At 71.3% G+C, this 25,660-nt stretch carries 23 protein-coding genes; 14 read left to right on the top strand and 9 right to left on the bottom strand.

Annotated elements, in window-relative coordinates:
• Positions 1-366: 366 nt before the first annotated feature.
• Entirely contained in the window at positions 367-1,716 is a 1,350-nt protein-coding gene (locus AC5WRL_RS24765; RefSeq protein WP_496090873.1) for an MFS transporter, read from the top strand.
• 16 nt (positions 1,717-1,732) lie between these two features.
• Here AC5WRL_RS24765 and AC5WRL_RS24760 read toward each other — a convergent pair whose 3' ends face one another.
• Positions 1,733-2,509, bottom strand: a complete 777-nt coding sequence (locus tag AC5WRL_RS24760) for an IclR family transcriptional regulator (protein ID WP_496090872.1) — start codon at positions 2,507-2,509, stop codon at positions 1,733-1,735.
• Positions 2,510-2,646: 137 nt separating this feature from the next.
• Between AC5WRL_RS24760 and AC5WRL_RS24755 the strand changes: the two genes are divergently transcribed.
• The 7 genes from AC5WRL_RS24755 to AC5WRL_RS24725 all read left to right on the top strand — a co-directional run bounded on the left by AC5WRL_RS24755 (position 2,647) and on the right by AC5WRL_RS24725 (position 10,361).
• Positions 2,647-3,441 (top strand): RraA family protein, encoded by a 795-nt coding sequence (locus AC5WRL_RS24755; protein ID WP_496090871.1) that lies wholly within the window; start codon positions 2,647-2,649, stop codon positions 3,439-3,441.
• Complete coding sequence (locus AC5WRL_RS24750) at positions 3,438-3,974, top strand: nuclear transport factor 2 family protein (protein ID WP_496090870.1); 537 nt, start codon at positions 3,438-3,440, stop codon at positions 3,972-3,974. The genes AC5WRL_RS24755 and AC5WRL_RS24750 overlap by 4 nt, the downstream gene beginning before the upstream one ends.
• The gene (locus tag AC5WRL_RS24745; protein ID WP_496090869.1) at positions 3,971-5,167 is read left to right on the top strand and encodes an L-talarate/galactarate dehydratase; all 1,197 of its coding nucleotides are present in this window, start codon (positions 3,971-3,973) and stop codon (positions 5,165-5,167) included. The genes AC5WRL_RS24750 and AC5WRL_RS24745 overlap by 4 nt, the downstream gene beginning before the upstream one ends.
• Positions 5,168-5,402: 235 nt before the next feature.
• Positions 5,403-6,365, top strand: coding sequence for a PDR/VanB family oxidoreductase (locus AC5WRL_RS24740; protein WP_496090868.1), 963 nt, complete (start codon positions 5,403-5,405; stop codon positions 6,363-6,365).
• 62 nt (positions 6,366-6,427) lie between these two features.
• Positions 6,428-7,363 (top strand): MBL fold metallo-hydrolase, encoded by a 936-nt coding sequence (locus AC5WRL_RS24735; protein ID WP_496090867.1) that lies wholly within the window; start codon positions 6,428-6,430, stop codon positions 7,361-7,363.
• 113 nt (positions 7,364-7,476) lie between these two features.
• On the top strand, positions 7,477-9,084 hold the full coding sequence (locus AC5WRL_RS24730; RefSeq protein WP_496090866.1) for a DHA2 family efflux MFS transporter permease subunit: 1,608 nt from the start codon (positions 7,477-7,479) through the stop codon (positions 9,082-9,084).
• Between the two features lie 212 nt (positions 9,085-9,296).
• Complete coding sequence (locus AC5WRL_RS24725) at positions 9,297-10,361, top strand: LacI family DNA-binding transcriptional regulator (protein WP_496090865.1); 1,065 nt, start codon at positions 9,297-9,299, stop codon at positions 10,359-10,361.
• Here the strand turns inward: AC5WRL_RS24725 and AC5WRL_RS24720 are convergent.
• The 4 genes from AC5WRL_RS24720 to AC5WRL_RS24705 are packed head-to-tail and all read right to left on the bottom strand — an operon-like array spanning position 10,324 to position 14,942.
• On the bottom strand, positions 10,324-11,715 hold the full coding sequence (locus tag AC5WRL_RS24720; protein WP_496090864.1) for a glycoside hydrolase family 32 protein: 1,392 nt from the start codon (positions 11,713-11,715) through the stop codon (positions 10,324-10,326). The two genes, AC5WRL_RS24725 and AC5WRL_RS24720, sit on opposite strands and share 38 nt — an antisense overlap.
• A complete protein-coding gene (locus tag AC5WRL_RS24715) occupies positions 11,712-12,566 on the bottom strand; it encodes a carbohydrate ABC transporter permease (RefSeq protein ID WP_496090863.1) in 855 nt (284 codons plus the stop codon). The genes AC5WRL_RS24720 and AC5WRL_RS24715 overlap by 4 nt, the downstream gene beginning before the upstream one ends.
• 13 nt (positions 12,567-12,579) lie before the next feature.
• A complete protein-coding gene (locus tag AC5WRL_RS24710) occupies positions 12,580-13,536 on the bottom strand; it encodes a carbohydrate ABC transporter permease (RefSeq protein WP_496090862.1) in 957 nt (318 codons plus the stop codon).
• Positions 13,533-14,942, bottom strand: a complete 1,410-nt coding sequence (locus AC5WRL_RS24705; RefSeq protein ID WP_496090861.1) for an extracellular solute-binding protein — start codon at positions 14,940-14,942, stop codon at positions 13,533-13,535. Before AC5WRL_RS24705 ends, AC5WRL_RS24710 begins: the two co-directional genes overlap by 4 nt.
• Before the next feature lie 200 nt (positions 14,943-15,142).
• Here AC5WRL_RS24705 and AC5WRL_RS24700 point away from each other — a divergent pair, with 200 nt between their 5' ends.
• The gene (locus tag AC5WRL_RS24700) at positions 15,143-16,702 is read left to right on the top strand and encodes a glycoside hydrolase family 32 protein (RefSeq protein ID WP_496090860.1); all 1,560 of its coding nucleotides are present in this window, start codon (positions 15,143-15,145) and stop codon (positions 16,700-16,702) included.
• Positions 16,703-16,720: 18 nt separating this feature from the next.
• On the opposite strand, the gene AC5WRL_RS24695 is transcribed toward AC5WRL_RS24700, so the two are convergent.
• A complete protein-coding gene (locus tag AC5WRL_RS24695; RefSeq protein ID WP_496090859.1) occupies positions 16,721-17,419 on the bottom strand; it encodes a TetR/AcrR family transcriptional regulator in 699 nt (232 codons plus the stop codon).
• 108 nt (positions 17,420-17,527) lie between these two features.
• On the opposite strand from AC5WRL_RS24695, the gene AC5WRL_RS24690 reads away from it, so the two are divergent.
• The 5 genes from AC5WRL_RS24690 to AC5WRL_RS24670 all read left to right on the top strand — a co-directional run bounded on the left by AC5WRL_RS24690 (position 17,528) and on the right by AC5WRL_RS24670 (position 22,758).
• Complete coding sequence (locus AC5WRL_RS24690; RefSeq protein ID WP_496090858.1) at positions 17,528-18,772, top strand: FAD-dependent monooxygenase; 1,245 nt, start codon at positions 17,528-17,530, stop codon at positions 18,770-18,772.
• 155 nt (positions 18,773-18,927) lie between these two features.
• The gene (locus tag AC5WRL_RS24685; RefSeq protein WP_496090857.1) at positions 18,928-19,860 is read left to right on the top strand and encodes an ABC transporter ATP-binding protein; all 933 of its coding nucleotides are present in this window, start codon (positions 18,928-18,930) and stop codon (positions 19,858-19,860) included.
• Positions 19,860-20,741 (top strand): ABC transporter permease, encoded by an 882-nt coding sequence (locus AC5WRL_RS24680; protein WP_496090856.1) that lies wholly within the window; start codon positions 19,860-19,862, stop codon positions 20,739-20,741. Before AC5WRL_RS24685 ends, AC5WRL_RS24680 begins: the two co-directional genes overlap by 1 nt.
• A 65-nt stretch (positions 20,742-20,806) precedes the next feature.
• Entirely contained in the window at positions 20,807-22,090 is a 1,284-nt protein-coding gene (locus AC5WRL_RS24675) for a sensor histidine kinase (protein ID WP_496090855.1), read from the top strand.
• Complete coding sequence (locus tag AC5WRL_RS24670) at positions 22,087-22,758, top strand: response regulator (RefSeq protein WP_496090854.1); 672 nt, start codon at positions 22,087-22,089, stop codon at positions 22,756-22,758. The genes AC5WRL_RS24675 and AC5WRL_RS24670 overlap by 4 nt, the downstream gene beginning before the upstream one ends.
• A gap of 15 nt (positions 22,759-22,773) precedes the next feature.
• On the opposite strand, the gene AC5WRL_RS24665 is transcribed toward AC5WRL_RS24670, so the two are convergent.
• The 3 genes from AC5WRL_RS24665 to AC5WRL_RS24655 all read right to left on the bottom strand — a co-directional run.
• Positions 22,774-23,502 carry a hypothetical protein gene (locus AC5WRL_RS24665; protein WP_496090853.1) on the bottom strand — a complete coding sequence of 243 codons (729 nt, stop codon included), beginning with the start codon at positions 23,500-23,502 and terminating at the stop codon, positions 22,774-22,776.
• Positions 23,432-24,823, bottom strand: a complete 1,392-nt coding sequence (locus tag AC5WRL_RS24660) for a hypothetical protein (RefSeq protein WP_496090852.1) — start codon at positions 24,821-24,823, stop codon at positions 23,432-23,434. The genes AC5WRL_RS24665 and AC5WRL_RS24660 overlap by 71 nt, the downstream gene beginning before the upstream one ends.
• Before the next feature lie 182 nt (positions 24,824-25,005).
• The coding region (locus AC5WRL_RS24655) for an RICIN domain-containing protein (protein WP_496090851.1) at positions 25,006-25,660 on the bottom strand (655 nt) is incomplete at its 5' end.

Here is a 25,660-nt window from a genome sequence, read left to right as displayed (position 1 = left end):
TGTAACGGCGGCAACTGCCAGCACACCATGGTGGCCCATTTCAACTGGCGCCCCGGCCTCACCCGGGTGAGGGAGAGGGTTTCCGGAGGTTCGGTGGGATCGAGGGGCGCGGGATCGCTCGACCCGGTGCTCCGAGCGGGCCGCAGTTCCGGCCGCTCGGTGCGGAGCGGTGCGGACACCTCGTCGCGAGTGGCCTCGTTCAGCGCCGTCGGCCCGGCAGCAGGGCGGGCTGCTCCGTGCGCTGCGCCGCAGCCGTGGGGGTGGTGCGTTCCCGAGTATTGACACCTCTATGCGCTGGCCCTACTTTCTGTGTCATTCATTGGTACAGCTTCCCACTTAATGGGACGATGAGGAAGTGGCCGTGCTATGACTCTCAGTGTGGACGCCGCTGTCCACAGCGCCGCGGCGAAGATTCTCCGGCGTGTGGTGCCGCTCTTCGCGGTCATGATGATGTGCAACCAGCTCAACCGCTCGAACATCGGTTACGCCCAGACGCGTCTGGAGGCGGACCTGGGGATCGGGGCGGCGGCGTACGGGCTCGGCGCCGGACTGTTCTTCGTGGCCTACACGTTGTGCGAGGTCCCCAGCAACATGCTGATGGAGCGCTTCGGCGCACGGGTGTGGCTCTCCCGCATCTGCGTCAGCTGGGGACTGGTGTCCGCGGCCATGTTCCTGGTCCAGGGGACGACCAGCTTCTACGTGCTGCGGTTTCTGCTCGGTGTCGCGGAAGCCGGCTTCGTTCCCGCGGTTCTCTTCTACATATCCACCTGGCTGCCCAGCGGCTATCGGGGCCGGGCCAATGCCCGCTACGCCGTCGGCGCGCTGGTGGCCTTCTCGATCTCGGGGCCGCTGTCCGGGCCGCTGCTGAGCATGGAGGGGCTCTTGGGGCTGCACGGATGGCAGTGGATGTTCCTGATCGAGGGCGGACTGTCGGTGGCCGTGGGCATCTTCGCGTGGTTCTGGCTGGACAACAGGATCGAGGAGGTCACCTGGCTGACACCGGCGGAGCGGGCCGCTCTGTTGGCGCGGATCGCCGCCGAGGACGAGAAGGTCAAGCAGACGTACCACGGGGGTTCGCACAACTTCCTGGGCGTCCTGCGCGATCCGAAGATCGTGCTCTTCACGTTCGTGTACTTCACCGTGCAGATGTCCATCTACGCCAACACCTTCTGGCTGCCGTCGATCGTGAGCGACATCCCCGGCACGAACGCCTTCACCGTGGGTTTTCTGTCCTCCCTTCCCTGGCTGTGCGCGATCGCCGCGATGTTCGCCATGGCACGGCTGGGAGACCGCAAACCGTGGCTGCGGAAGCGGATCTTCGTGTGGCAGCTGATGGTCGCCGGCGCCGGGACGATGGTCGCGGCGCTGGTTTCGCCCTGGTGGGCACTGGTGTGGCTGTGCGTGGCCGCCACGGGGTTCAAGTCGATCAGCCCGGTGTTCTGGCCGATGGTCCAGCGCACGGTCAATCCGATCACCGTCGGCATCGCCATCGCCGCGATCAATTCGGTGGCCAACCTGGGTGGCTTCATCGCGCCGTACGGGTTCGGCCTGGTCAAGGAGCACACCGGCTCGACCCAGCTCGCGCTGATCGCACTGGGAACGCTCTCCTTCGTGGCCGCCGCGTTCGCCCTGCGGATCAAGGACGGCGGTGATCGGTCGATGCGTTCAGCGGTACCCGATCCCATTGACGGGGACGTGAAGGAGGTGACGCGATGAGTGCAGCCGGCCGGGGTCATCCGCCGGGCGGTACGTACCCCAGCTCGGCGGAGAGTTCGGCGCACACCTCGGCGACGACCCGCCCGTAGGTCTCGATCGAGGGGATCATGCGCTCGGCGACTCCGGCGACGCTGATGGCGGCGACCGGCACCCCGGCGTGGTCGTACACCGGGGCTCCGCAGCAGGCGCTGGAAGTGTCGAATTCCCGCAGGTCCTGCGCGTAGCCGCGGGTGCGGGTGCTGATGATCTCGGCGTGCAGGGCGGAGACGGTGGCGGCGGTGACGGGCGACGCGGGGGAGCGCACCAGCTCCATCAGCAGCTCTTCCAGCCGGCTGTCCTGCTGGGCGGCGAGATAGGCCCGCCCCAGTGAGGTGCTGTGCATGGGGCGGGCCGCACCCAGCTCGGCCGTGACGGCGGCCGGGCGGGGGCCTCGTTCGCGGTGGATGAACACCATGTTCGTCCCGTTGGGAACCCCGAGGCTGACGGTTTCCTGGGTGACGGAGACGAGCCGGCGCAGCGCGGGGGTGGCGGCGTCCAGGAGGTTGGTCGAGGCGACGGCGGCGTTGGCCAGGCGCATCGCGTTCGGGCCGAGCCGCCAGTGGCCGGTCACCGGGTCCAGGCTCAGCCAGCCGTGTCCGCGCAGCCGTTCGACCAGGCGGTACGCGGTGGAGCGGGACAGCTCCAGCTCCTTGGCCAGCTCGGCCGTCGTACAGCTCCGGGCGGTGGCGAGGTGGTCGAGAATCGCCAGCCCCCTGTCCAGTGCGCCCGGGCCGCGCTCGGCGGGTGTCGACATGACGCTCCTCATAGACCGACTCGGCTTCTCACTGATTGAGAATACCGGGCTCTTGTGCCGAGCGGGAGCCCCTTGCTAGGTTCCCTCTGTTCATTCATTGGGACTGTGATCTATTTAATGGGACGGTGAACTGCTGCATGGCTTTCGAAGGGATACCACCCACGGCCGGCCCGGACGCCCGTACGCTCCCACCCCTCGCCGCCGAGGTCCGCGACAAGCTCTCCCGGATCTCCACCGCCACCCTGGCCACCCGCCTGTTCGCCCTCGGCCTGCGCCAACAGTTCCTGGTCGGCGTCGCCCCGCTCAACAAGGAACACGGCGGATTCGTCGGCGAAGCCTTCACCATGCGCTTCATCCCGGCCCGGGAGGACATCGACACCCTCGACTCCCTGCACCAGGAGGACAACCTCCAGTGGCTGGGCGTCGAGTCGCTCGACCGGGGCCAGGCGCTCGTCATCGACTCCCGCAACGACATCAGCGCGGCCTCGGCCGGCGACATGCTCATCACCCGGGCCCTGCACCGGGGCGCCACCGCCGTCATCACCGACGGAGCCTTCCGCGACGGGCACGTTCTCACCACACTCCCCATCGCGACATACGCCCGCGCCGTCACCGCCACCAGCCGCCTCACCAGCTTCCACGTCGCCGACCTCCAGGTCCCGATCGGCTGCGCCGGCGTCGCCGTCTACCCGGGAGACGTCCTGGTCGGCGACCGCGACGGCGTCATCGTCATCCCCCGCCGGCTCGCGGCCGGCCTCGCCGACGAGGCGCTGGCGCAAGAGGAGCTGGAGGCGTGGCTGCACCACCGCGTGCACCGCGGGGAGCCGCTGCTGGGCGGCCTCTACCCGCCCAGCGAGGAGACCAGGAAGCAGTACGCGCGGTGGAAGGCCGCGCAGGACAGCGAACAGGACAACCAGGAGGCCCACCGATGACCACCTTCGCCAACCTGGACGAAGCCGCCCGCCGCCGGCACATGGAACGGACCATCCGCAGCTACTTCGACGGCTGCAACGCGGCTGACGTCGACACCATGGCGGCCTGCTTCACCCCGGACGCCGTCCACTACTTCCCGCCCGGACTCGACGGCCCGTGGCACGGCGCACGGACCATCGCCGAGAACTGGCGCCAGCTCGTCCTGACCATCGGCTCCGCCTGGACGATCGACCGCCTGATCGCCGACCCGGCCACCCACCAGGCCGTCATCGAATGGACCCACTACAAGACCGCCCGCAACGGCTTCCTGCGCGGCGACGAGTGGTACCTCTTCGACGCCGACACCGGCCTGATCAGCGAAATCCGCGCCTACTACGCCTCCCGGGGCGACGGCCGCGACCACATCGAACTCGAAGGCTTCGACTACGCCGGCCGCGGCTACCACCTGTCCTGCCCCGTCGAACGCCCGCACCCGCACGCCGCGGACCCCACCGCCCAGCGGCCCGCCACGACCCAGGAGAGCACCGCATGACCCCCGCCCCCGTACCCGCCGCCGCCCCCGCCGACTCCGTGCGGCTCAAGCCCTGGGCCCAGCCGCCCGGGGAGGCGACCACCGACCGGATCACCGGCGTACGTCTGCGCCTGGTCAACCTGCCCCTGCACGCGCCGATATCCGACGCCAAGGTCCTCACCGGCCGGCAGAAGCCCCTCACCGAGATCGCCTTCCTCTTCGCCGAGATCACCGCCGAATCCGGCCACACCGGCCTGGGCTTCGGCTACTCCAAGCGGGCCGGCGGCCCCGCCCTGTACGCCCACGCCATGGAGATCGCCCCCGAGCTGCTCGGCGAAGACCCCAGCGACATCTCCCGCCTGTGGTCCAAACTCGTCTGGGCCGGCGCGTCCATGGGCCGCAGCGGCGTCGCCGTCCAGGCGCTGGCCGCGCTGGACATCGCGCTGTGGGACCTCAAGGCCCGCCGCGCCGGCCTGCCGCTCGCCAAGCTGCTGGGGGCGCACCGCGACGCGGTCAGCGTGTACAACACCTCCGGCGGCTACCTGTCGATGCCCACCGGACAGGTTCTGGAGAACGTCGATATGGCGCTGGCCCGCGGCATCGGCGGCATCAAGCTCAAGGTCGGCTCCCCGGATCCGCGGATCGACCTGGAGCGGGTGCGCGCCGTACGGGAGCACATCGGCGACCACGTACCGCTGATGGTCGACGCCAACCAGCAGTGGGACCGGCTCACCGCGATCAAGGCCGGCCGGCGGCTTGAGGAGTTCGGCCTCACCTGGATCGAGGAACCGCTCGACGCCTACGACGCCCAGGGGCACGCGGATCTGTCCCGGGAGCTCGACACCCCGGTCGCCACCGGTGAAATGCTCACCAGCTTCGGCGAACACGCCCAGCTGATCGAAGCCCGCGCCGCCGACTTCGTACAGCCCGACGCCCCCCGGGTGGGCGGCATCACCCCCTTCCTTCAGATCATGCAACTCGCCGACTACAAGGGCCTGGCCCTGGCTCCGCACTTCGTGATGGAGATCCACCTCCACCTGTCGGCCGCCTACCCGCGCACCGCCTGGGTCGAGCACTTCGAATGGCTGGAGCCGATGTTCAACGAGCGGCTGGACATGGCCGACGGCCGCCTGCGCATCCCCAACCGGCCGGGACTCGGCCTCACCCTCAGCGAGCAGGCCGGGGCCTGGACCGTCGCGTCGACCGAGATCTGAGATACGGGGGCGCAGGGGCGAACCGGCCGGTGGCCGTAAAGCATCGCCAGGCCGGACGACTTGATAACGAAGAGGTAAACCATGGCTCCATGGATCCGCTAGGGTTCACCCCGGACAACGCTTCCGTCGCACTGCCTTCCGTTGCGCGCTCCTGACCTGACTCGCCTCAGCGTCGCCTGCGCCCCGGACAGTACGGCGCGGGCGTCGCTCGTTCCTCGTGAAAGCGGAATCGAGCTTGAGCCCCCCTTCAGTCCCCGACCACGAAACATCACTCGTCGTCGCGGCCCGGTCCGAAGCCGCCGCCGGAACCGTCGCCCTGACGCTACGGCGCCCCGACGGCTCACCACTGCCCCGGTGGCGGCCCGGCGCCCACATCGATCTGCTGCTCGGCCACGGGCTGGTGCGCAGCTACTCCCTGTGCGGTGACCCGCACGACCGCGCCGCATGGCGCATCGCGGTCCTGCGCACCGCCCGGAGCCGGGGCGGATCGACGTACGTGCACGACAGTCTGCGCACCGGCGCGTCCGTCCACGTGCGGGGCCCTCGCAACACCTTCGGCCTGAGCCCGGCCGGCCGCTACCGATTCGTGGCCGGCGGCATCGGCATCACCCCCATCCTGCCGATGGTCGCGGCGGCCCGGGCCGCGGGCGCGCACTGGCGGCTGCTCTACGGTGGCCGCTCCCGGTCCTCCATGGCCTTCCTCGGCGAACTCGCCCGGTACGGCGACTCCGTGGACGTCCGGCCGCAGGATGTCCACGGCCTGCTGGACCTCGACGCCTTCCTCGGAGCCCCCGAGGACGACACCCTCGTGTACTGCTGCGGGCCGGAACCGCTGCTGGCCGCGGTGGCGGAGCACTGCCGCGCCTGGCCTTCCGGAGCACTGCGCATCGAACGGTTCAGGCCACGGGAGCAGCAGCCCCGGAGCACGGACCGCCCCGTCGAGGTGATCTGCGCGCGGTCCGGCGTCACCGTGCACGTACCGCCGCAGACCAGCGTCCTGCGGGCGGTACGGGAGGCCGGGGTCGCCGCCCCGTCCTCCTGCGCGGAGGGCATCTGTGGCACGTGTGAGACCGAGGTGCTGGAAGGCGTGCCCGACCACCGCGACTCCGTGCTCGGCGAGGAGGAGCGGGAGTCCGGCGAAACGATGCTGATCTGCGTCTCCCGCGCCCGCACCCCGCGCCTGGTCCTCGACCTCTGACCCCCCGGCCCCGACCCCGACCCCGACCCCGACCCCACTCATTTCCACCGGAAAGCGGAGCGATGAGCACCCCTGAGACCGACCGGACGACGGCCGAGACCACCCCGAGCGGCTGGTACGTCGATGACCGCTGCCTGAACTGCAACATCGCGCGTCAGTACGCCCCCGGGCTGATCGCCTACACGGCCGGCGGCGACTACGGCGGCGTCTCCACGGTCGTCCGCCAGCCGCGGACCGAGGAGGAGACGCGGCAGATGTACCAGGCTGCGCACGCCTGCCCGACCCGGTCCGTGCACCCGCCGGCCGACGCGTGGGCCGCGGACTCCGACCCCTACCCGATGCCGCTGGACCCGGACGGCGTGGTCCTGCTGTGCGGACACGCGTCGCCGCAGACCTACGGTGCCACCTCGTACCTGCTGCGCCGCCCCGACGGCACGGCGATGATGATCGACACCCCGCGCTGGCGGCCCGCGCTCGCCCGCCGCTACGAGCGGGCGGCGGGGCGGATCACCGACGTCCTGCTCACCCACCTCGACCATGTGGCGCACGGCCGCAAGTACGCCGACGCGTTCGGGGCCCGGCTGTGGATCCACGAGGGCGATCTGCACGCGCGGCCCGACGCCGACTCCGTCATCCGGGGCACGGAACCGGTGGAGATCGGCCCCGGGGTGATCGCCCACCCGTTTCCCGGCCACACCGAGGGCAGCACGCTCTTCATCGCGGACGAGCGGTTCTGCTTCAGCGGCGACGCGTTCTTCTGGTCCCGGTCGCAACAGGACCTGGAGGTCGCCGACAGCGTCGTCTACGACTCGATCGCGACGCTGGCCGCGTCAGTGGCCCGTGGTGCGCGGGAACTGACCTTCGAGTGGGTGCTGCCGGGCCATGGCAGCTTCCACCATCTGCCCGCCGAGGAGATGCGGGAGCGGATGCGGGCGCTGGGCCGCCGGGCGGCCGGCTACCCCGTACAGGAAGTCGACTACGGCAAGGTCCGTTACTGACGCTCCGTCACTCGGCCGCCTTCCGCGCCCACACCCGTACCCACATCCACATCCACGTCACCGGCCCCGGGCGCGCCCATGCCCCGGGGCCGGTGCCCCAGCCGAGCGGAGCCATGACAGAAACCACCGCCCCAGCGCAGGCAGCACCGGGCCACCCCAGCCCCTGGGCGGCGCTGACCGCCCTCTCCCTGGGCCTGTTCATGATCGTGATGGACGTCTCCCTGGTGGCCGTGGCCGTCCCCGCCATGGTGCGTGGCCTCGACGCGGACCTCACATCGGTCGTCTGGGTGACCAGCGGATACCTCCTCGCCTACGCCGTGCCGATGCTGTTCACCAGCCGCCTCGGCGACCGGTACGGACCCAAGCGGGTGTACGTCGCCGGGCTCGCGGTCTTCACCGCGGCGTCCTGCGGCGCCGCTCTGGCCGGCGACGTCAACACGCTGATCGCCCTCCGCGCCGTACAGGGCCTCGGCGCGGCGCTGCTCACCCCGCAGACGCTGACCCTCATCACGCATCTCTTCCCGGCCGGTGACCGGGGCCGGGCGCTGGGCGCGCTCGGCGGCGTCTCGGGTCTGGCGACCGTCGCCGGCCCGCTGCTCGGCGGCGTCCTGGTGGACGGCCTCGGCTGGCGGGGCGTCTTCTGCGTCAACGTCCTGATCGGCGCCGGAAGCCTGGCCCTGGGGCCGCGCGTGATATCCGACGTCCGCCCGGGCGGCGCCACCCGCTTCGACCTACCCGGCGTCCTGCTGTCGGGCTCCGGGCTCTTTCTGGTCGTGTTCGGCCTCCAGAACGGCGAGAGCCACGAGTGGGGCCGGCTGATCGGCCCGGTCACGGTGCCCCAGACCGTCACCGCCGGAGTGGTCCTGCTGGCCGCCTTCGTCGCATGGCAGGCCAGAACCCGCGCCGAGCCACTGATGCCGCTCGGCGTCCTCGGGAACCGGGACTTCTCGGCGGGCACCGTGGTCACGGCGATCGTCGGGTTCGTGCTGACCGCGATGTTCCTGCCACTGGTCATCCATCTCCAGTCGGCTCTCGGCCTGACCGCCACCGAGTCCGGCCTGCTCACCGCCCCGATGGCGCTGCTCTCCGGCCTCATGGCCCCGTTCGCCGGCCGGCTCTCCGACCGGATCGAAGGCAGATATCTCCTGGTGACCGGCCTGGCCGGAATGGCGGCGGGCCTCGCCGTCACCGCCGCGTCCTTCGGCACGGACCGCCCGCCCTGGCACCTGCTGCCCGGTCTCCTGCTGACCGGCCTCGGCATGGGACTCGTCCTGGTGCCCGTCAACAATGTGGCGATGCGGACGGTCCCGGCCGAACTGCGCGGTGTCGCCTCCGGCATCTTCTTCACCGGCCGCCAACTCGGCTCGGTACTGGGCAGCGCGGCGGCCGGCGTGCTGCTCCAGAGCCGGATCGCGGCGCGGGTGGCGCAGGAGGCGGACAAGGCGGCGACGAACCTGCCCGCCGCCCACCGCTCCGGGTTCACGGCGAGCCTGCGCGGCGCGGCCGAGACCAGCCAGGCCGGCGGCGTCCGTCCCCGGCTGCCCGACTCCCTGCCCGCCGATCTGCTGCCCCGGGCCCAGGACCTGGCGGAACACGCCGCCCACACCGGCCTCGCCCGCGCGGCGGCGGACACGCTGCTGCTGGTGGCGGCCGTGGCGCTGCTCGGACTGCCGGCGGCTGCGGCCGTGCGCAGGACGAAGCGCCGCGCCGTGGACGACTGAGCGGGTTCTCGGCAGTCGGACGACGTGCCACCTGGCCGCGGGCCGCGCAACGGCCCCTTCCAGCACGAGCCGGATCGGCGGTCAGCCCCCTGCCCGCCGGCGAATCCGGTGCTCACCTCGGGCTCCCGTGTGCCGTGCCGCTTTCCGTGGATAGGGTGGATCGTGATCGATCGTGATCGACAGGGACGGGCTGGGCGAGGGTGGCGGACGGCGTGGGTGGTGCCGGGGAGAGCACAGGTGCGGGCACCGGGCGTCCGACGTCACGGGACGTCGCCCGGCTCGCCGGTGTGTCGCACACCGCGGTGTCCTTCGTGTTCAACGGCCGGGCGAAGGGCAATCTCTCCCAAGCCACCCAGGAACGCATCCGGCAGGCCGCGGAAAGGCTGGGCTACCGCCCCGACCCGGTGGCCCGCGGGCTGCGCCGCCGCCGCACGGCCGTGATCGGGCTGGTCACCGATGAGATCGCGTCCTCGCCGTTCGCCGGCCGGCTGCTGCGCGGCGCCATGGAGACCGCCTGGAGCAGCGACCATCTCGTCCTCACCGTCGACTCCGGCGGTGACCCGGCCAAGGAGGACGCGGCCGTCGCCGAACTGCTCGACCGGCGGGTGGACGGCATCATCTACGCCGCCATGTCGCTGCGCCGGGTCCGGGTCCCCGAGGGCCTGCACCGTACCCACTCCGTGCTGGCCAACTGCCTGCCCGAGGACGGCTCCCTGCCCGCCGTGGTCCCCGCCGAGCGCGCCGGTGGCCGTACCGCCGCCCGGCTGCTGCTCGCCGCCGGCCACCGCCGGCTCGCCGTGATCGGCGGCCTGGACGACATCGCCTCCGTGGAACGTACCCGCGGCTTCCGGGAGGCGCTGCGCGCCGAGGGCGTCACCGTGCCCAAGGAGTGGATCGTGCGCGCCGGCGGCGAGATCTCCATGGGGTACGCGGGGGCGCTGCGCCTGCTCGACGGGGTCGGGCCGGCCCGTCGCCCCACGGGTGTCCTGTGCTACAACGACCGGGTCGCGGCGGGGGTCCTGCACGCCGCGACCCGGCTCGGGATCGAGGTGCCCGCCGAACTGTCGGTGGTCGGCTACGACGACCAGGAGCACATGGCCGCGTTCCTCACCCCGCCGCTCACCTCGGTCGCGCTGCCGCACCGGGCGATGGGCGAGGCGGCGGCCCGGCTGCTCCTGGACGCCATCGAGGCGGGCCGCACGCCGCCCGCGACCGTCCGGCGGCTGGCCTGCCCGCTGGTCAGCCGCGCCTCCGTGGGTCCGGCGCCCACCCGGTGACCCGGGCCCCCGGACTGTCGACGACGAGTTCGGCGGTGTCGCCGGGGCGTTGGTAGACGCGCTCGGTGACCATGGCCCGTTCGGCGACGAAGAGTTCGAGGAGCGAGCCGTCGACGAGCAGCCGGAGCGCGAGTTCCGGCCCCTTCGGTACGCCTACGGTGATCGGTGCGGAGCCTTCCCCGCCGGTACGGGGCCAGCCGGTGCGGTCCAGCACGACGGTTCCGGAGGCGGGGTCCGCCCGTACGGTCAGCTCCCGGCCCGCCGCGTTCCGGAGCAGGCTCACCGTGGTCGGTCCGGACGCGGTGACCGTCAGGTCGTACGTGTGGGGCAGCGGGACCCGGCCCGGCGCGGTGACGAACGGCTCGGCCGGGCGCAGCAGGTCGACTTCCGGGGCCGGAGCCACCCGCAGCGACCCGTCGGGGTGGACGTCGACGACCCGTGGCGCGGTGAGTACGCCCGCCCATCCGGCCCGCTGCGTCTCCTCGTGCGGGCGGGCCTCCCACGACCAGCCCCACAGCAGCGCGCGGTCCGGCTCCTGGAGTACGGAGGGGGCGTAGAAGTCCCGGCCCTGGTCCAGCCGGCCGCCGGCGCGCGGTCCGAACCGCAACATGCCCTGGGAGTCGGTGTGCAGACGGCCCGTGAGATAGCCGGTGGAGCGGGGGTCCCCGTCCCACAGGGACACCACGAGCACGTGGTCGCCGCCCGCCGTCCGGTACAGGTTCGGGCACTCCCAGCCCACCGGCGCGTCGCCGAACACGCCGTACGCCACCGGGTCCTTGCCGTCCAGCAGCACCCCGGCGAACCGCCAGTCGGTCAGGTCGGCGCAGTCGTAGAGCAGGACCGACGGCGTACCGTCGGCGTGCCCGGCCCCGACGAGGGCCCAGCGACGGTCCGCGTGGTGGAAGACGAACGGGTCGCGGAACATCACCACGTCCAGCCCCGGCGGCGGCCCCGCCACCACCGGTGCCGGCAGCGGCTGCCACTCGGTCAGCCGCTCGTCGTCCGGGTCCGCCGCCCGCGCCAGGCAGATGGTGCCGAGTCCGGCGTGGGCACGGTCGACCCCCGTGTAGACGGCGGTCGGGGTGCCGGCGTCGTCGACCACGCAGCCCGACCAGCAGCCGGCCTCGTCGGGGCCGCCCGGCGTCGGGGTGAGGGCGACCGGGTGGTGTTCCCAGTGGACGAGGTCGCGGCTGGAGGCGTGGCCCCAGTGGATGCCGGCGTGGATCGGGGCGTCCGGGTTGTACTGGTAGAAGAGGTGCCGGCGGCCCAGCCAGCGGAACGGGCCGTTGGGGTCGTTGATCCAGCCCGCGGCCGGACGGATACGGAACCTGGGCGCGTGCGGGTCGTGGCTCATCGGTTGACTCCTGCCGAGGTGATGCCCTCCCGCAGAGGGCGCTGGCCGACGACGAACACGGCGACGGCGGGAAGCATCGAGAGCACGACCCCGGCCAGCACCACCGAGATCGATCCGGTGCCGAGGTTGCCCTGGAGGGAGACCAGCCCCAGCGGAAGGGTGTGGTTCTGGCTGGAGGTCTCCAGGATCAGCGGGCGGAAGAACTCGTTCCAGTGGTAGTTGAAGGCCAGCACCCCGACGATCGCCAGGCCGGGTGCGGCCAGCGGCGCGTACACCGAGCGGAAGATCCGCCAGGGCCCCGCGCCGTCCAGCATGGCCGCCTCGCCCAGGTCCTTCGGCATACCGAGGAAGTACTGGCGCATCAGGAACGTGCCGAAGGCCGTCGGGAAGGCCGGGATGATCAGGCCCAGGAGCGTGTCGGTGAGACTCATCGACTTCAGTACCAGGAACACCGGAACGATGGTGACCTGCAACGGCACCATCATGGTCGCCAGGACCAGGCCGAAGAGCGGCTTCTTGAAGCGGAACTCCAGGCGCGCGAAGGCGTAGCCGGCCAGGCCCGCCGTGATCATCTGGCCGGCGGCGATCAGTGAGGTGACCAGCGTGGAGTTCAGGGCGAGCAGCCACACGTCGAGCTGCTCGAAGACCCCCCGGTAGGCATCGGCCGTCGGCTGCGTCGGGATGATCCGCGGGGGCAGGTCGAAGGACTGGGCCGGGGTACGCAGCGAGGTGGCGACGGTCCAGATGACCGGGCCCAGTGTCAGCAGCGCGCACCCGGTCAGTGCGGCGATCCTGGCCCAGGGGGTGAGGGAGTGACGTACGCGACTCACGGTGGGGGTTGCTCGGCTCATGCGGCTCACCGGCTCACTGGTAGTGGACGAAACGCCGGCTGAGCCGGAACTGGAGGGCGGTGACCGCCATGATCAGCGCGAAGAGCAGCACGCCCACGGCGGACGCCTCGCCGAAGTCGAGCTGTTCGAAGGCCCGTTGGTAGATCACCATGACCACGGTGCGGGTGGCGTCGCCGGGTCCGCCGTCGGTGAGGACATAGGGCTGTTCGAAGACCTGGAGGGCGTTGATGATGCCGACCACCGACGCGACGAGGAGCGTCGGCGACAGCAGCGGCAGCGTGATGCCCAGGTGCTTGCGCAGGCCGGTCGCGCCGTCGAGCGCGGCGGCCTCGTGGATCTCCTTGGGGATGTTGTTCAGACCGCCGACGAACAGCAGGAACGAGAAGCCGAACTGCTGCCAGACGTAGACCAGGATCACGGTGACCATCGCGGCGTGCTCCGAGGTCAGCCAGGGTACGGGCGCGACACCGACCAGGCCGATCAGCCAGTTCACCACCCCGAAGTCCTGGTTGAACAGGTACTTCATCACCACCGAGACCGATGCGGCGGACAGCACCACCGGGAAGAAGAACGCCGAGCGGAACACCGACCGCAGCCACACCGGCATCCGCCCGTTCAGCGCGAGCGCCAGCACCAGCGCGATCAGCAGTTGCAGCCCGACCGCGAGGACCATGAACAGGAGCGTGTTGCGGAAGGAGACCAGGACGGTCGAGTCGGCGAAGGTCGTACGGTAGTTGGCGCCGCCGGCGAAACGCGGCGGGTCGATCACGTTCCAGTGGAACAGGCTCAGCACGACGGACCCGATGATCGGCACGACCGTGAAGACCAGGATGCCGGCGATCGTGGGCGCCAGGAACAGCGCGGCCAGCAGCCGGGCGCCGCGGTCGCGGACCGCCGGCCGCCCGGCGGCGGCGGCGGTGGGTGGCGTGGCGGGTCGCGGGCGTACGGCCGGGGCCTGGGTGTCCGTCATATCTCACGCTCCATCGCCTGCTCCAGGTCGCTCTGCATCCGGCGCAGCGCGGGACCCACCGCACGCGGTGCGGCCAGCGCGGTGCCGGTGTGTTTGATCAGGACATCGGTCACCTCGGCGACCTGCGGCGGCGCGGGGATCGGGCCGGTGTCGGGAAACCGGTCGAGGGTGTCGTAGAAGACCCGCCAGTGTGCCGGGCCGCTCTCGGCGTAGCGGGCGGCGTTCAGCATCGAACGCCGGGCCGGGGTGGTCTGGTTGCCGCGGAACAGCCGGGTCATGGTGTCCTCGCGGGCCGCGTACTTGATGAACTCCCAGGCGGCTTCCTGCTTCTTCGAGCTGCGCAGCAGCGCGTAGCCCGCCGCGCCGAACTGGTGGCGCCGGGTGCGCCAGCGCGGGAAGTACTGCACGTCGTAGCCGGTGGCCGGCATGCCGGCCGACTGGAGTCCGCCCGCCCAGAATCCGCCCGCCGGGGTGACGCCGACCCGGCCGCTGGAGAACACCCCGACCAGATTGGTGCCGCTGCCGCCCTCGGGCCGGGAGCACAGGTTCTCCTGGACGAGGGAGGCGAGGTAGTCGTACGTCTCCTCGACCCGGTCGGCGGTGGCCTGCGGGGTCGTCCAGCGGAAGCCCCCGCCGCGCCCGCGCCGGTCGGCGGACGGGTAGAAGGTGTCCCACAGCCAGGAGCCGCCGGGCGCCTTCGACTCCTTCAGCAGGTTGGTGCCGGCCGCGAAGAGCCAGGGCACGACGCCGCCCCACAGCCGGTTGGTCCAGAAGTACGGGGTGAAGTGCGCGTCGCCGGAGCGTTTCATCTCCCGCAGCAGTTCGGTGAAGTCGTCGCGGTTCCAGTCGGTGGCCGGGAAACCCGCGCCCGCGCGTTCCAGTACCTGCTTGTTGAGGTACATGTCGGCCGCGTTGAACTCCATCGGCAGCTGGTAAAGGCTCCCCTCGTACATCATCGACTCCACCAGCGCGGGGTGGACGTCGGCGAAGTACTCGCGCAGCTCGGCCGCGTCCCGCCGTACCCAGCGGTCCAGGGGCACGCCGAGCCGCCGGGCGAACAACTGCACGCCCTCGGTGGCCACATACACCAGGTCGGGGGCGGTGCCCGCCGCGATCTGGGTGAGGATCTTGGCGAAGAAGTCCGACCAGTCGACGGCCTGCACCGCGTTCACCCGCAGCGGGATGTCGGGGTGGAGCCGGTGGAAGCCCTCGGTGAGGGCGGCGACGGTGGCCGGGTCGAAGGCGGAGCCGAGGGTGGCGACGACGAGGGAGCCGTCGTTGCGGCCGGGGATGTCGGCTCCGGTGAGCCGGTCCCAGCTCGCGGCGGTGGCGGCCAGGGCGGCGGCTCCGGCCCCGTACGCGCCGTACCGCAGCAGTGTGCGGCGGAGGAGGTGCGAGTCAGTCATCAAGCGGGCCTAACTCGTGTTAGATCAGGGTTGATGCCCAGATGATGAGAACCGGGCGGCAGAACTGTCAAGGGTCGGGAACGCTTGACCTTTAACGAGTTAGGTCTACAGTCCTCGTTCACGTGAGCCGATTTCTCACGCCCTCCGCGCCGTGCGCCGCCACCGGCCCTGACGGGCCGCCACGAGAGGAACGATGTGTCATGCCCGGAACATCGGGGATTTCCAGGAGATCACTGTTCGCGGGATCGGCGGTGGGCACCGCCGCCGCGCTGCTGCCCACCGGAACGGCCACCGCCCACAGCGGCACCACGGCTGCGGCGAGCGGGGCGAGTTACCGCGCGGCCTACCACTTCACCGTCCCCGACCAGTGGATGAACGACCCGCAGCGGCCGGTCTGGATCGACGGCGAGTACCACTACTACTACCTCTACAACGCCGACTACTTCACCGGCGTCACCGGCACCGCGTGGCGCCTGGCCACCACCAGGGACCTGGTCTCCTTCACCGACCGCGGGGTCGCCGCGCCCAAGAACACCACGCCCAACGGCGATCTCTGGTCGGGTTCGGCGGTGGTCGACACCGGCAACACGGCCGGATTCGGCGCGGGCGCGGTCGTCATCATCGTCACCATGTCCCCCGGCGGTGGCACCGACCGCCAGGAGCAGTTCCTGTACTACTCGACCGACGGCGGTCGCACCTTCGCCCCGCACGGGAGCGGCCCCGTCCTGCCCAACCCCGGCGTCGCCGACTTCCGCGACCCCAAGGTGATCCGCGACGAGGACCGGGGCCGCTGGGTGATGGCCCTCACCGAGAACAACAAGATCGGCTTCTACCACTCCGACGACCTCAAGTCCTGGACGTACGTCAGCGGTTTCGTCCACGACGGCATCGGTGTCCTGGAGTGCCCCGACCTGTTCCGCATCACCGCCGCCGACGGCACCGTGAGGTGGGTGCTCGGCGCGAGCGCCAACGGCAAGGGCTCGGGGCGGCCCAACACGTACGCCTACTGGACGGGTTCCTTCGACGGCAGCGCGTTCACCGCCGAGGCGCGTGACCCGCAGTGGCTCGACCACGGCTGGGACTGGTACGCCGCCGTCACCTTCGAGAAGCGGAGCGCGAGCGGCGTGGTGGACCCGGCGGCCCGGTACGCGATCGGCTGGGTGAACAACTGGGACTACGCCGACACCACCCCCACCATCGACTGCGACGGCTTCAACGGCACGAACTCCATCGTCCGCGAGATCACCCTCAAGAGGGCGTCCGACAGCACCTACTACCTCGCCTCCCGGCCCGTCGCCGGTCTTGACGCGCATGTCTCGCGCACCGTGAACCTGGGCGATGTGACCGTGGACGGCACCAGGCTGCTCGACTACACCGGCATCTCCTACGAGGTGACGACCGAGATCACCTGGTCCCGGCTCACCGGGGCCGGGCTCCAGCTGAGGCGCTCACCCAACGGCGGCCGGCACATCGATGCCGGGATCTACGGCGACTACGCCTTTCTCAACCGGCGCGGCACGGTGAACGCCGACCCGTCCGGCAGGTGGCAGGAGAGCCGGACCCCGTTCGACCCGTCCGCCGGCACGGTGCGGTTGCGGATCCTGGTGGACCGCACCTCGGTGGAGATGTTCGTCGACGACGGCCGTTACGCGCACACCAGCCAGGTGTTCCCGTACCTGCTGGACACCCGGCTCGCGCTGTTCACGATCGGCGGCGGCGCGGTGTTCCGCAACACGGTGATCCGCGAGTTCACGGTGTGAGGCCGGCCGGCCCCGCCGTCAGCGCGCCGGACGGGGCCGGGGCCGGGGTCGTAGGTCGGCGCCGGTGGGGCGGTCGGGGGCCGCGATCCGGACGAACTGGTCGACGGCGTCCTCCAGGGCGTCGAGGACCCCGGGAAGCGCGGCCTCGATCGCCTCCGGCGTGACGTCGTCCCGCTGGTAGCCGGACGCCACCAGGCGTTCGGCGGTGTCGAGGATGTGCGGGCGCTGGGCGGGGTCGGAGACGGCGGTGGCCAGGGCGCCGACCAGTACCAGCTGCATGCCGCGCAGGATCTCGTCGTGGGGGACCGGGCGGATGAGCCCGTGCTGGTCCATGACGGACAGGGCCTGGCGCAGGGCCTCGGCCGGGGGGGCCGGTGGGGCGGGCGGTGCGAGCGGGGGGCCGGCCAGGAAGGGGGCCAGGTCCGGGTTGTCCAGGGACGCCTCGATCTGGTGCCGCACCAGGGTGCCCAGGCGCAGGAGCGCCGGGTCGTGGCTGAGGTCGTCGGCGAGGCGCGCGAATTCCCTGGCGATCTCCAGCACGAGTACGGCTTCGCGCAGCCGGGTCTTGGAGGGCCAGTAGAGGAAGACCGTGCCCTTGCCCACCCCGGCGCGGGCGGCGATGTCGTCGATGGTGGCGTGGTCCGCCCCGGTCTCGCGGAACTGGGTCCTGGCTGCGGTGAGGATCGCCGCCGCGCGGTCCTGGGTGGGGCGTGCCATGGGTTTTCCGTCCTCCTCGGGTTGTCCCCGCATGCTAGCCGGGCCATTTTTGACTGAAGTCTTGAGATGAGTCAATAATGGGAGCGGCACCTACCAGAGAGGATCGACATGAGTAAGCCACGCGCCCTCGTCGTGGGCATGGGCATCGGAGGTCTGGCCACCGCCCTGCGCCTGCACGACATCGGCTGGGACACGCTGATCGTCGAGAGGGCACCCGCGCGCCGTTCCTCCGGCTACTTCATCGGCCTGTTCGGCGCCGGCCGGGCCGCCGCCGAGCGGCTGGGCGTCCTGGACGCCATCGGCGACCGCGTCGACCCCGTCAGCACCTCCTTCGACATCAACCGGAAGGGACGGCGCCGGGCCGGCCTCGGATACGGCGACCTGCCGGGCTCGCCGCGCATGCTGCTGCGCGGCGACATCGAGGCCGCCCTCTACGAGGCCGTCGCCCCCCTGACCGAGATCCGGTACGCCACCACCCCGCACGCCATCCACCAGGACCCGGACGGCGCCGACGTCACCCTGCGGACCAGGACCGGAGCCGGGGCGGGGACCGGGGCGGGGACCGGTGGCGAAGAGGGCTTCACCGAGACCACCGAACGCTTCGACCTGGTGGTGGGAGCGGACGGCCTGCGGTCCACCGTGCGCCGGCTGGCCTTCGGCCCCGACCCCGACTACCTGCGCCCCTTCGACCACATCATCGGCGCCACCCTGCTGCGCGAGCCGGTCCCCGGCTACCGCAGCACGGACGGCCTCGTCCTCGCGGAGCCCGGCCGCTCGGTATGGGTCTTCCCCTTCACCGACCACCGGCCGGCGGTGCTCTTCTCCTACCGGACCTCCGACGAGGACGCCCAGTTCCGCCGCCCGCCCATCGAATCGCTGCGCGAAGCCTTCGGCCCCGGGCCCACCGGACCGGTGCTGGAGAACCTGCTCCAGCAGTTCGAGGCGGCCGACGAGTACCTCTTCGACTCCGTCCACCAGGTCGTCATGCCCCACTGGCACGCCGGCCGGGTGGTCCTGCTCGGCGACGCCGCCTGGTGCCTGACGCTCTACTCCGGCATGGGAGCCTCCACCGCGATGGCCGGCGCCGACCTGCTGGGCACCAACCTGCAACGCAACCCCGGCAACATCACCAGGGCACTGCGCGAGTGGGACCAGAAAATGCGGCCCTTCATCGAGACCCACCAGGAGATCGGCCGCAAGGACCTGGTGATGTTCGTCCCCCAGACCCGCCGCGACAAGGCCACCAGGACCCTCACCCAGACCCTGTTCGGAACCCCGGTCGGCAAGCGGGCCATGAAGACCTTCGCCGTGAAGTCGTTCGAGGACAAATCCATCGACATCGCCGCGTCCTGACCGCCGGATCCCACTGGTACCGGGGTACCACCCGGGCCGCGCAGGACACCCCCGCGGTCCCACGGATCACGCCCGACGGCCGCCTAGCGTCGGACGCACCGGCCACGGGTGGGCTCGCGGCCCGGACCGGCCCCAGCACACGAGAGGCGATCTCCATGATCGAAGCCCAGCAGCTGACCAAACGCTACGGGGACAAGACCGTCGTCGACGGACTGAGTTTCACCGTGAAGCCGGGCGAGGTGACCGGGTTCCTCGGACCCAACGGCGCCGGCAAGTCCACCACCATGCGGATGATCGTCGGCCTCGACACCCCCACGGCCGGCACCGTCACCGTCAACGGCCGCCCCTACGCCCGGCACGCCGCCCCGCTGCACGAGATCGGCACCCTGCTGGACGCCAAGTCCGTCCACCCGGGGCGCAGCGCCTTCGGGCACCTGATGGCGCTCGCCCACACCCACGGGATCGGACGGCGCCGGGTGGCGGAGGTCATCGAGATCGCCGGGCTCGGCAGCGTCGCCGGCAAGCGGGTGGGGGCCTTCTCCCTCGGCATGGGACAGCGGCTCGGCATCGCCGCCGCCCTGCTGGGCGATCCGGCGGTCGTCATGCTCGACGAACCGGTCAACGGACTCGACCCCGAGGGCGTGCTGTGGGTACGCAACCTCCTCGCCTCGCTGGCCGCCGAGGGCCGGGCCGTGATGCTCTCCTCCCATCTGATGAGCGAGACCGCGCTGATCGCCGAACACCTGGTGATCATCGGACGCGGCCGGCTGCTCGCCGACACCACGGTGGCCGACTTCACCCAGCAGGCCGGCGGCGGCGGAGTCCAGGTCGCCACCACCGAGGCCGGCCGGCTGCGCCCGCTGCTGACCGGCCCCGGGGTCACCATCACCTCCACCGACGCCGACCGGCTGCTGGTCACCGGGCTCACCGCCCACGAGATCGGGCTGATCGCCGCCCGGCACGGCATACCGCTGTACGAGCTGACCCCCAGGTCCGTCTCTCTGGAGGACGCCTTCATGGAGCTGACCCGCGACGCCGTCGAGTACCAGAGCGCGCCCGCCACCGACCCCGTACGAAAGGCCGCCTGATGCCCGCCGCCACCACCACCATCCGCCGCCCCGGGCGCCCCGGCGGCGCCCGGGACACCGACGCCGCCGCTCCGGCCGCCCGCAAGGTCACCGCCCGGGGGGTGCTGCGCTCGGAGTGGACCAAGTTCTGGTCACTGCGCTCCTCCCTGATCACCCTGGGAGTGGCCGCGTTCCTGCTGACGCTGTTCGGCGCCATCGCGTCCTTCACCTACAGCGCGGACGGCTCCGAGGCCGGCATGCCCCCGCCCCCCGGCCCCGGCGGCGCAGACGGCCCCAGCGACGCCGTCTCCCTCGCCCTGATGGGCGTCACCTTCGCCTCCCTCGCCATCGGCGTGCTCGGGGTGCTGTCCTCGGCCGGCGAGTACACCACCGGCATGATCCGCTCCACCCTCGCCGCCGTCCCGCGCCGGCTGCCCGTGCTGTGGGCCAAGAGCGCGGTCATCGGGCCCATCGCCGGAGCCCTGACCGCCCTCGGCGCGCTCGCCGCCTTCCAACTGGGCTCCCTCGGCCTGGACGGGGACGACATCGCACTCACCCTCGGTGACGACGGGGTGCTGCGCAGCCTGGCCGGCGCCGGACTCTACCTCGGTCTGGTCGCGGTGTTCGGCGTGGCCCTGGGGATGCTGATCCGCTCCACCGCCGGCGCGATCGCCGCCCTGGTCGGCATCCTGCTGCTGCTGCCCGGCCTGGCCTCGCTGCTGCCCGATTCCTGGTACGACACGATCAGCCCGTACTTCCCCAGCAACGCGGGCGGCGCCGGGTACGCCCTCACCGAGTCCGCGGACACGCTGGCGCCCGGCGCGGGGATCGCGGTCTTCGCCGGCTGGGTGGCGCTGGCCCTCGCCGGCGCGGCGCTCCGGCTGGCCCGCACCGACGCCTGAGGGACGGAACGAGGCCGAGGACGACGAGAACGACGACGAGAACGACGAGAACGACGAGGGCGACCATGAGCCGGCGCCGCGGATCCACCACGGAGACCTCCCCCTGGGGGCACCCGGCCCTGGAACAACTGGTCCGCAGACAGCGGCTCCTCCAGGGCCTCGACCGCCGCCACCCATGGCTGCTGGACACCGCCGTGGTGCTGCTCGTCGTCGGCATCACCGTCACGCACCTGCTGGTCGGCGGCGACAACACGCCCTTCGGCGCGGCGGAACCCCGGGACCAGGTGCCGAACAGCGTCCTGCTGCCGTGCGCCGCCGCCCTCGCCCTCCCCCTGTGGTGGCGGCGCAGCGCCCCCGCCGTCACCCTCGTCATCGTCTCCCTGGCCTCGCTCACCCAATGGACACTGGGCGTGTGGCAGCCGGCCGGGATCAGCGTACTGATCGCCCTCTACAGCCTTGCCCTGCGCGGCTCCCCCCGGGCACTGGCGCTCGGCGCCGCCCTCGTACTCGCCGAAGCGGTCGCCGCCGTCTGGTTCCTCACGGACGTGGAGCACCCCCTGGTCGGCCTGTTCTTCCTGCTGGGCACCCTGACCGCCGCCATCGCCACCGGACTGACCCTGCGCATCCGCCGGATGTACCTGGCCGCGCTGGAGGACCGCGCCGCCCGGCTGGAGATCGAACGCGACCAGCGGGTACGCCTCACCGCCGCCGAGGAACGCTCGCGCGTCGCCCGCGAGATGCACGACATCCTCGGCCACCATCTTTCCGTCATGGTCACCCTCGCCGACGGCGCCGCCGCCCTGGCCGCCCAGCGCAACGAACAGTCCGCCCAACCGCTCGGCCTGCTCGCGGACACCGGCCGGCAAGCGCTGAACGAACTGCGCCGCGTGCTGGGGGTGCTCCGCGCCGACCAGGGCCCCGGCGAGCGGCCCCTCACCCCGCAGCCCGGGATCCACGACCTGGACGCGCTCCTGGCCCGGGTCCGCGCGACCGGCCTGCCCGTCACCTACCGGACCGCCGGCGCCATCGAAACGCTCGGCCGTGGCGTACAGCTCACCCTGTACCGCATCGTGCAGGAAGCACTCACCAATACCCTCAAACACGCGGGCCCCGACGCCACCGCCGAGGTCATGGTCGCCCTCGACGACGGACGGGTACGCGCCCGGATCAGCGACACCGGACGCGCACCGCACGCGCGGGCCGCCGACCCCGGACACGGCGTGGTCGGCATCCTCGAACGCGCCGCCATGTACGGCGCGGACGTCGGCGTCGGACCGCGCGAGGACGGACCCGGCTGGATGGTGCGCGTGGAATTCGACATACCGGCGACAGGAGAACCCCCGTCATGACCACCGTGCTGATCGCCGACGACCAGCCGCTGCAACGCCTCGGCTTCCGCATGCTGCTGGAGAGCACCGCCGGGCTGAGCCCGGTCGGCGAGGCCGGGCACGGCGCCGAAGCCGTCCGGCTCACCGCCGAACTGCGTCCCGATGTGGTGCTGATGGACATCCGCATGCCCGGCATGGACGGCATCGAGGCCACCCGCCGGATCATCGCGGCCGGCGGCCGTACCCGGGTGCTCATCGTGACCACCTTCGATCTCGACGCGTACGCGTACGAGGGACTGCGGGCCGGCGCCAGCGGCTTCCTGCTCAAGGACTCCCGCCCCGAGGAACTGGTGGCCGGCATCGAGGCCGTCGCCACCGGCGACGCCGTCGTCGCCCCCAGCCTGACACGACGGCTGCTGGACGCGTACGCCCACCAGGTCCTCGCCCCCGCCGGGCGGGCAGCGGCCGACGAGGACCCGAGGCTGCGGACGCTCAGCGACCGTGAACGGCAGGTGCTGATCGCCATCGGCAACGGCTGGACCAACACGGAGATCGCCGAACGGCTCACCCTCACCGAGTCCACCGTCAAGAAACACGTCGGCCGGGTCCTCACCAAGATCGGCGCCCGGGACCGCATCCAGGCCGTCATCATCGCCTACGATGCCGGCCTGGTGCGGGTCAAGCCGTAGCGCCCCGCCCGTCGTTCAGGCGGTGCGGTAGGCGTCGATGATGGTGACCGTGGACACATTGCCCTCGCCGTCATCGAGCACGGCGCGCAGCGACACGCTCCGGTCGGCCGGCGGGTTGTTGACCAGAATCCGGCCATTGCTGACGGCGGCCGGCCGCCAGGTGGCGCCGTCCGTGAAGGAGACATAGACACTCAGCCAGCTGTCGGCCGCCTCGGCGGCCGGCCCCTCGACGCTGACCGGCACCGGGAAGCCCCGCTGGTCGGCCGGGGCGGTGCTGTCGTGGTCCAGGTGCGGGGTGAAGCGTGCCAAGGAAGCGGGCAGCGCGGCGGTTTCGCCCGCTCCGGTGCCGGCGGAGGTGAAGGTGAAGGAGGTGGTGACCTCAGTGCTGGTCGGATACCGCTCCGGGTCGCGGGCGACATGGGTCACCAGCTCGTACTCGGCCTCACCGGCGGGGAGATCGAAGAGCGCCGAGTCGATGGGATCGTCCGAGGTGGCGTACAGGGCTCCGTCGCGATACAACTCGGTCCAGGTGTCGGTGGTCGGATTCTCCACGGAATTGCCGTGGCCGTCCGCGAACGGATCGATCCTGCCGTGCAGTTGGTTCCCGGTACGGAAGAGGCCGTGGCACTCCGGAGCGACGCGGGGTCCGAACACCCCGATATTGAGGTCGACGTCATAGGTCTGGCCGGCGGCGTACTTCCGGAACTCCCCATCGATGTCGGTCCAGGGCGACCACTGGTGCATCACCAGACGCCACTCGGCCGGCCGCGTCCACGTACACCGCCACGGTGGCGGGTGCGTAACGGGTGATGGGCTGGATGGCCAGGTAGCCCAAGGGGGTCGCCCGCAGAATCCCGTAACCGTGCTGGGCGGAGCCCATCCTGGTGACCAGCTTCGCCATCTCGCTCAACCGGACGTCGCGGGTCACCCCAGTGAAGAACGCGTCCTGCTGGTACGCGATGGCGTGATAATCGGCCGTGCCACGGCCCAACTCATTGCCGAGAGTCCAGCTGGCGAGCGCCTTGCCGGCGATGTTCACGCCGTCCGGCGGGGAACCGATCTGCGCGGTACGGAGATCCACCGACACCCGGCGGAGCCACAGGCCCTGGCCCAGGGACCACGGAACGGCATCGGTGATGGAGTACTCCACCACGAATGCCTCCTCCTGCGCCGCCGGGTCGGGGAAATCGAAGGTGACGCTCTTGGCGTCGGCAGCGTGGAAGGTGAGGCGGGTGTCCCGTGAGACGTTCACCCCCGGCCGGACGAGGAAGTCGGTGCCGCCGGTTACCTGGTTGGTGATCATGGTGCTGATCGAATAGTCGCCCTCGGGGAGCAGCACCGGGTTCTGGCTGCCCCCGAAAAGGTAATCCCCGTTGCTCAGATCGATGATCGTCACGTTCCAGAAGGGGAGGGGATTGCCGTCGCGGTCGTAGGTGGTGACGGTGAGTTCGAACTCGGCCGCCTGTGGCTGCACGGCTTCCCCGGCTGCGGCTGATTCAGGGGCGCCGTCCAGCGCTACCGTGGCGACCCCCGGCGCGATGGCGCGGCTCATCCCCGCGGCGTCCGCCGGCCGGGTCAGCTCCTCCCAGATCGCGGGGGCCCGCTCGGCGGTGAGGGTCACTTCGGCGGGGTCCTGGGCGTGGTGCTCCTCGGTGTGGGTGACGGTGAGGGGCAGCCCGTGGGGGTGGGCCTGCTGGGCGCGGCTCAGTTCGCCGATGTCGAAAAGGCGCTCGTCCACGGCACCGGATGCGACGAGCGGGTAGGCGTCCAGTGGGATCACCAGGGTGGTGTCCTTGGCGGCGGTGGTGTTGACGGGGATGGACTCCCGGCCATCGGCGGCCACCATGGTGGAGACACCGCCTTCGCCGTCCGTGAGGACCCGGTCACCGGTGATCAGGGTGACCCACTGGGGTTCGGCCGCGGTGCGTCTGAGGTGCGGCTCGTCGCAGATGGATTCGCTTCTGTAGGGGGAGCCGGCGGATTGCTGGGCGGTGGCCGGCACCGTGGCGCCGATGGCCATCGTGAGGGCGATGGCTCCGATGGAGAGACTGTGGTGTAAGGACATCAGCGTTCACCTTTCGGGATGGGTGGGAAACCCATGGCCGTCCGTGCTGCGGAGATGTTGTCCGCAGCACGGACGGCCCGACACTGATGATCATGAAGTAATCGACCAAGAACGGAACTTTGCTTTCCGGTTGGTCCAGTTCCGGTCGAAGGTAAGACAGTCCTCGTCAAAAGACGGACGCCTTACAGGAAATCACCGGTCTCCGCGTCGATGATCACCCAGTTGGGGTGGTCCGAGGTGGCGCAGTCGCCGAGCCTGAGCGGGCGGTCGGACGTGGTGGCGTCCGGGCCGTCGACCACCATGCACAGGTGGTTGCTCTTGCTGTTACGGAACCAGTAGTTGCCGTTCTCCTGCGGGTCGAGCCACCACAGCTGGTTGTCGTCGGTGTTCTCGACGCACTTGTACTGGAACAGCTCCTTCCCCTCCTTGTGCGCCCCCTGCCCGGGCAGATCCACGCAGAAGTCGGCCCAGACGTTGCGGATCGAGAAGAGCGGCAGCCCGCCCGGTCCCCCTTCGGGGAGCCTCACCTGGAGGTTCCATCGCTGGCTCCGCTGGTCCGGCTTGCACGGGTGCTGCTCCACCTTGTAGCCCGACTGGGGGGCCGCGCCCGGGATGTCCGCGCAGCGGGTGGTCGAGTTGTTCCGCAGCCAGACATCCCCGATCGGTACCACGGGGCCGCTCTCGGTCTCCGGCTCGCTCTCCCCGCCGCCGTCCCCGCCGCCGTCTCCGTCGTCGTCGGGGCTGTCGTCCTCCGTCTCCACCTGGACGGGCGGTTCCGGGTCCGGGGTGACCTCGGGCTCGGGGGTGGGGAGCGGCGGGTCGGTGGGGGCCGGGAGG

Source organism: Streptomyces sp. NTD107 (genome assembly GCF_059510435.1).
The sequence above is the reverse complement of the archived record's forward strand: the minus strand, read 5'-3'. Positions and strand labels throughout refer to the sequence as shown.

Bases quoted from the DNA above. Each gene is read 5' to 3' on its own strand.
- AC5WRL_RS24765 (WP_496090873.1), top strand. From the start codon at position 367: ATGACTCTCAGTGTGGACGCCGCTGTCCACAGCGCCGCGGCGAAGATT.
- AC5WRL_RS24760 (WP_496090872.1), bottom strand. From the start codon at position 2,509: ATGTCGACACCCGCCGAGCGCGGCCCGGGCGCACTGGACAGGGGGCTG.
- AC5WRL_RS24755 (WP_496090871.1), top strand. From the start codon at position 2,647: ATGGCTTTCGAAGGGATACCACCCACGGCCGGCCCGGACGCCCGTACG.
- AC5WRL_RS24750 (WP_496090870.1), top strand. From the start codon at position 3,438: ATGACCACCTTCGCCAACCTGGACGAAGCCGCCCGCCGCCGGCACATG.
- AC5WRL_RS24745 (WP_496090869.1), top strand. From the start codon at position 3,971: ATGACCCCCGCCCCCGTACCCGCCGCCGCCCCCGCCGACTCCGTGCGG.
- AC5WRL_RS24735 (WP_496090867.1), top strand. From the start codon at position 6,428: ATGAGCACCCCTGAGACCGACCGGACGACGGCCGAGACCACCCCGAGC.
- AC5WRL_RS24730 (WP_496090866.1), top strand. From the start codon at position 7,477: ATGACAGAAACCACCGCCCCAGCGCAGGCAGCACCGGGCCACCCCAGC.
- AC5WRL_RS24720 (WP_496090864.1), bottom strand. From the start codon at position 11,715: ATGAGCCACGACCCGCACGCGCCCAGGTTCCGTATCCGTCCGGCCGCG.
- AC5WRL_RS24715 (WP_496090863.1), bottom strand. From the start codon at position 12,566: ATGAGCCGAGCAACCCCCACCGTGAGTCGCGTACGTCACTCCCTCACC.
- AC5WRL_RS24710 (WP_496090862.1), bottom strand. From the start codon at position 13,536: ATGACGGACACCCAGGCCCCGGCCGTACGCCCGCGACCCGCCACGCCA.
- AC5WRL_RS24705 (WP_496090861.1), bottom strand. From the start codon at position 14,942: ATGACTGACTCGCACCTCCTCCGCCGCACACTGCTGCGGTACGGCGCG.
- AC5WRL_RS24700 (WP_496090860.1), top strand. From the start codon at position 15,143: ATGCCCGGAACATCGGGGATTTCCAGGAGATCACTGTTCGCGGGATCG.
- AC5WRL_RS24695 (WP_496090859.1), bottom strand. From the start codon at position 17,419: ATGGCACGCCCCACCCAGGACCGCGCGGCGGCGATCCTCACCGCAGCC.
- AC5WRL_RS24690 (WP_496090858.1), top strand. From the start codon at position 17,528: ATGAGTAAGCCACGCGCCCTCGTCGTGGGCATGGGCATCGGAGGTCTG.
- AC5WRL_RS24685 (WP_496090857.1), top strand. From the start codon at position 18,928: ATGATCGAAGCCCAGCAGCTGACCAAACGCTACGGGGACAAGACCGTC.
- AC5WRL_RS24680 (WP_496090856.1), top strand. From the start codon at position 19,860: ATGCCCGCCGCCACCACCACCATCCGCCGCCCCGGGCGCCCCGGCGGC.
- AC5WRL_RS24675 (WP_496090855.1), top strand. From the start codon at position 20,807: ATGAGCCGGCGCCGCGGATCCACCACGGAGACCTCCCCCTGGGGGCAC.
- AC5WRL_RS24670 (WP_496090854.1), top strand. From the start codon at position 22,087: ATGACCACCGTGCTGATCGCCGACGACCAGCCGCTGCAACGCCTCGGC.
- AC5WRL_RS24665 (WP_496090853.1), bottom strand. From the start codon at position 23,502: ATGCACCAGTGGTCGCCCTGGACCGACATCGATGGGGAGTTCCGGAAG.
- AC5WRL_RS24660 (WP_496090852.1), bottom strand. From the start codon at position 24,823: ATGTCCTTACACCACAGTCTCTCCATCGGAGCCATCGCCCTCACGATG.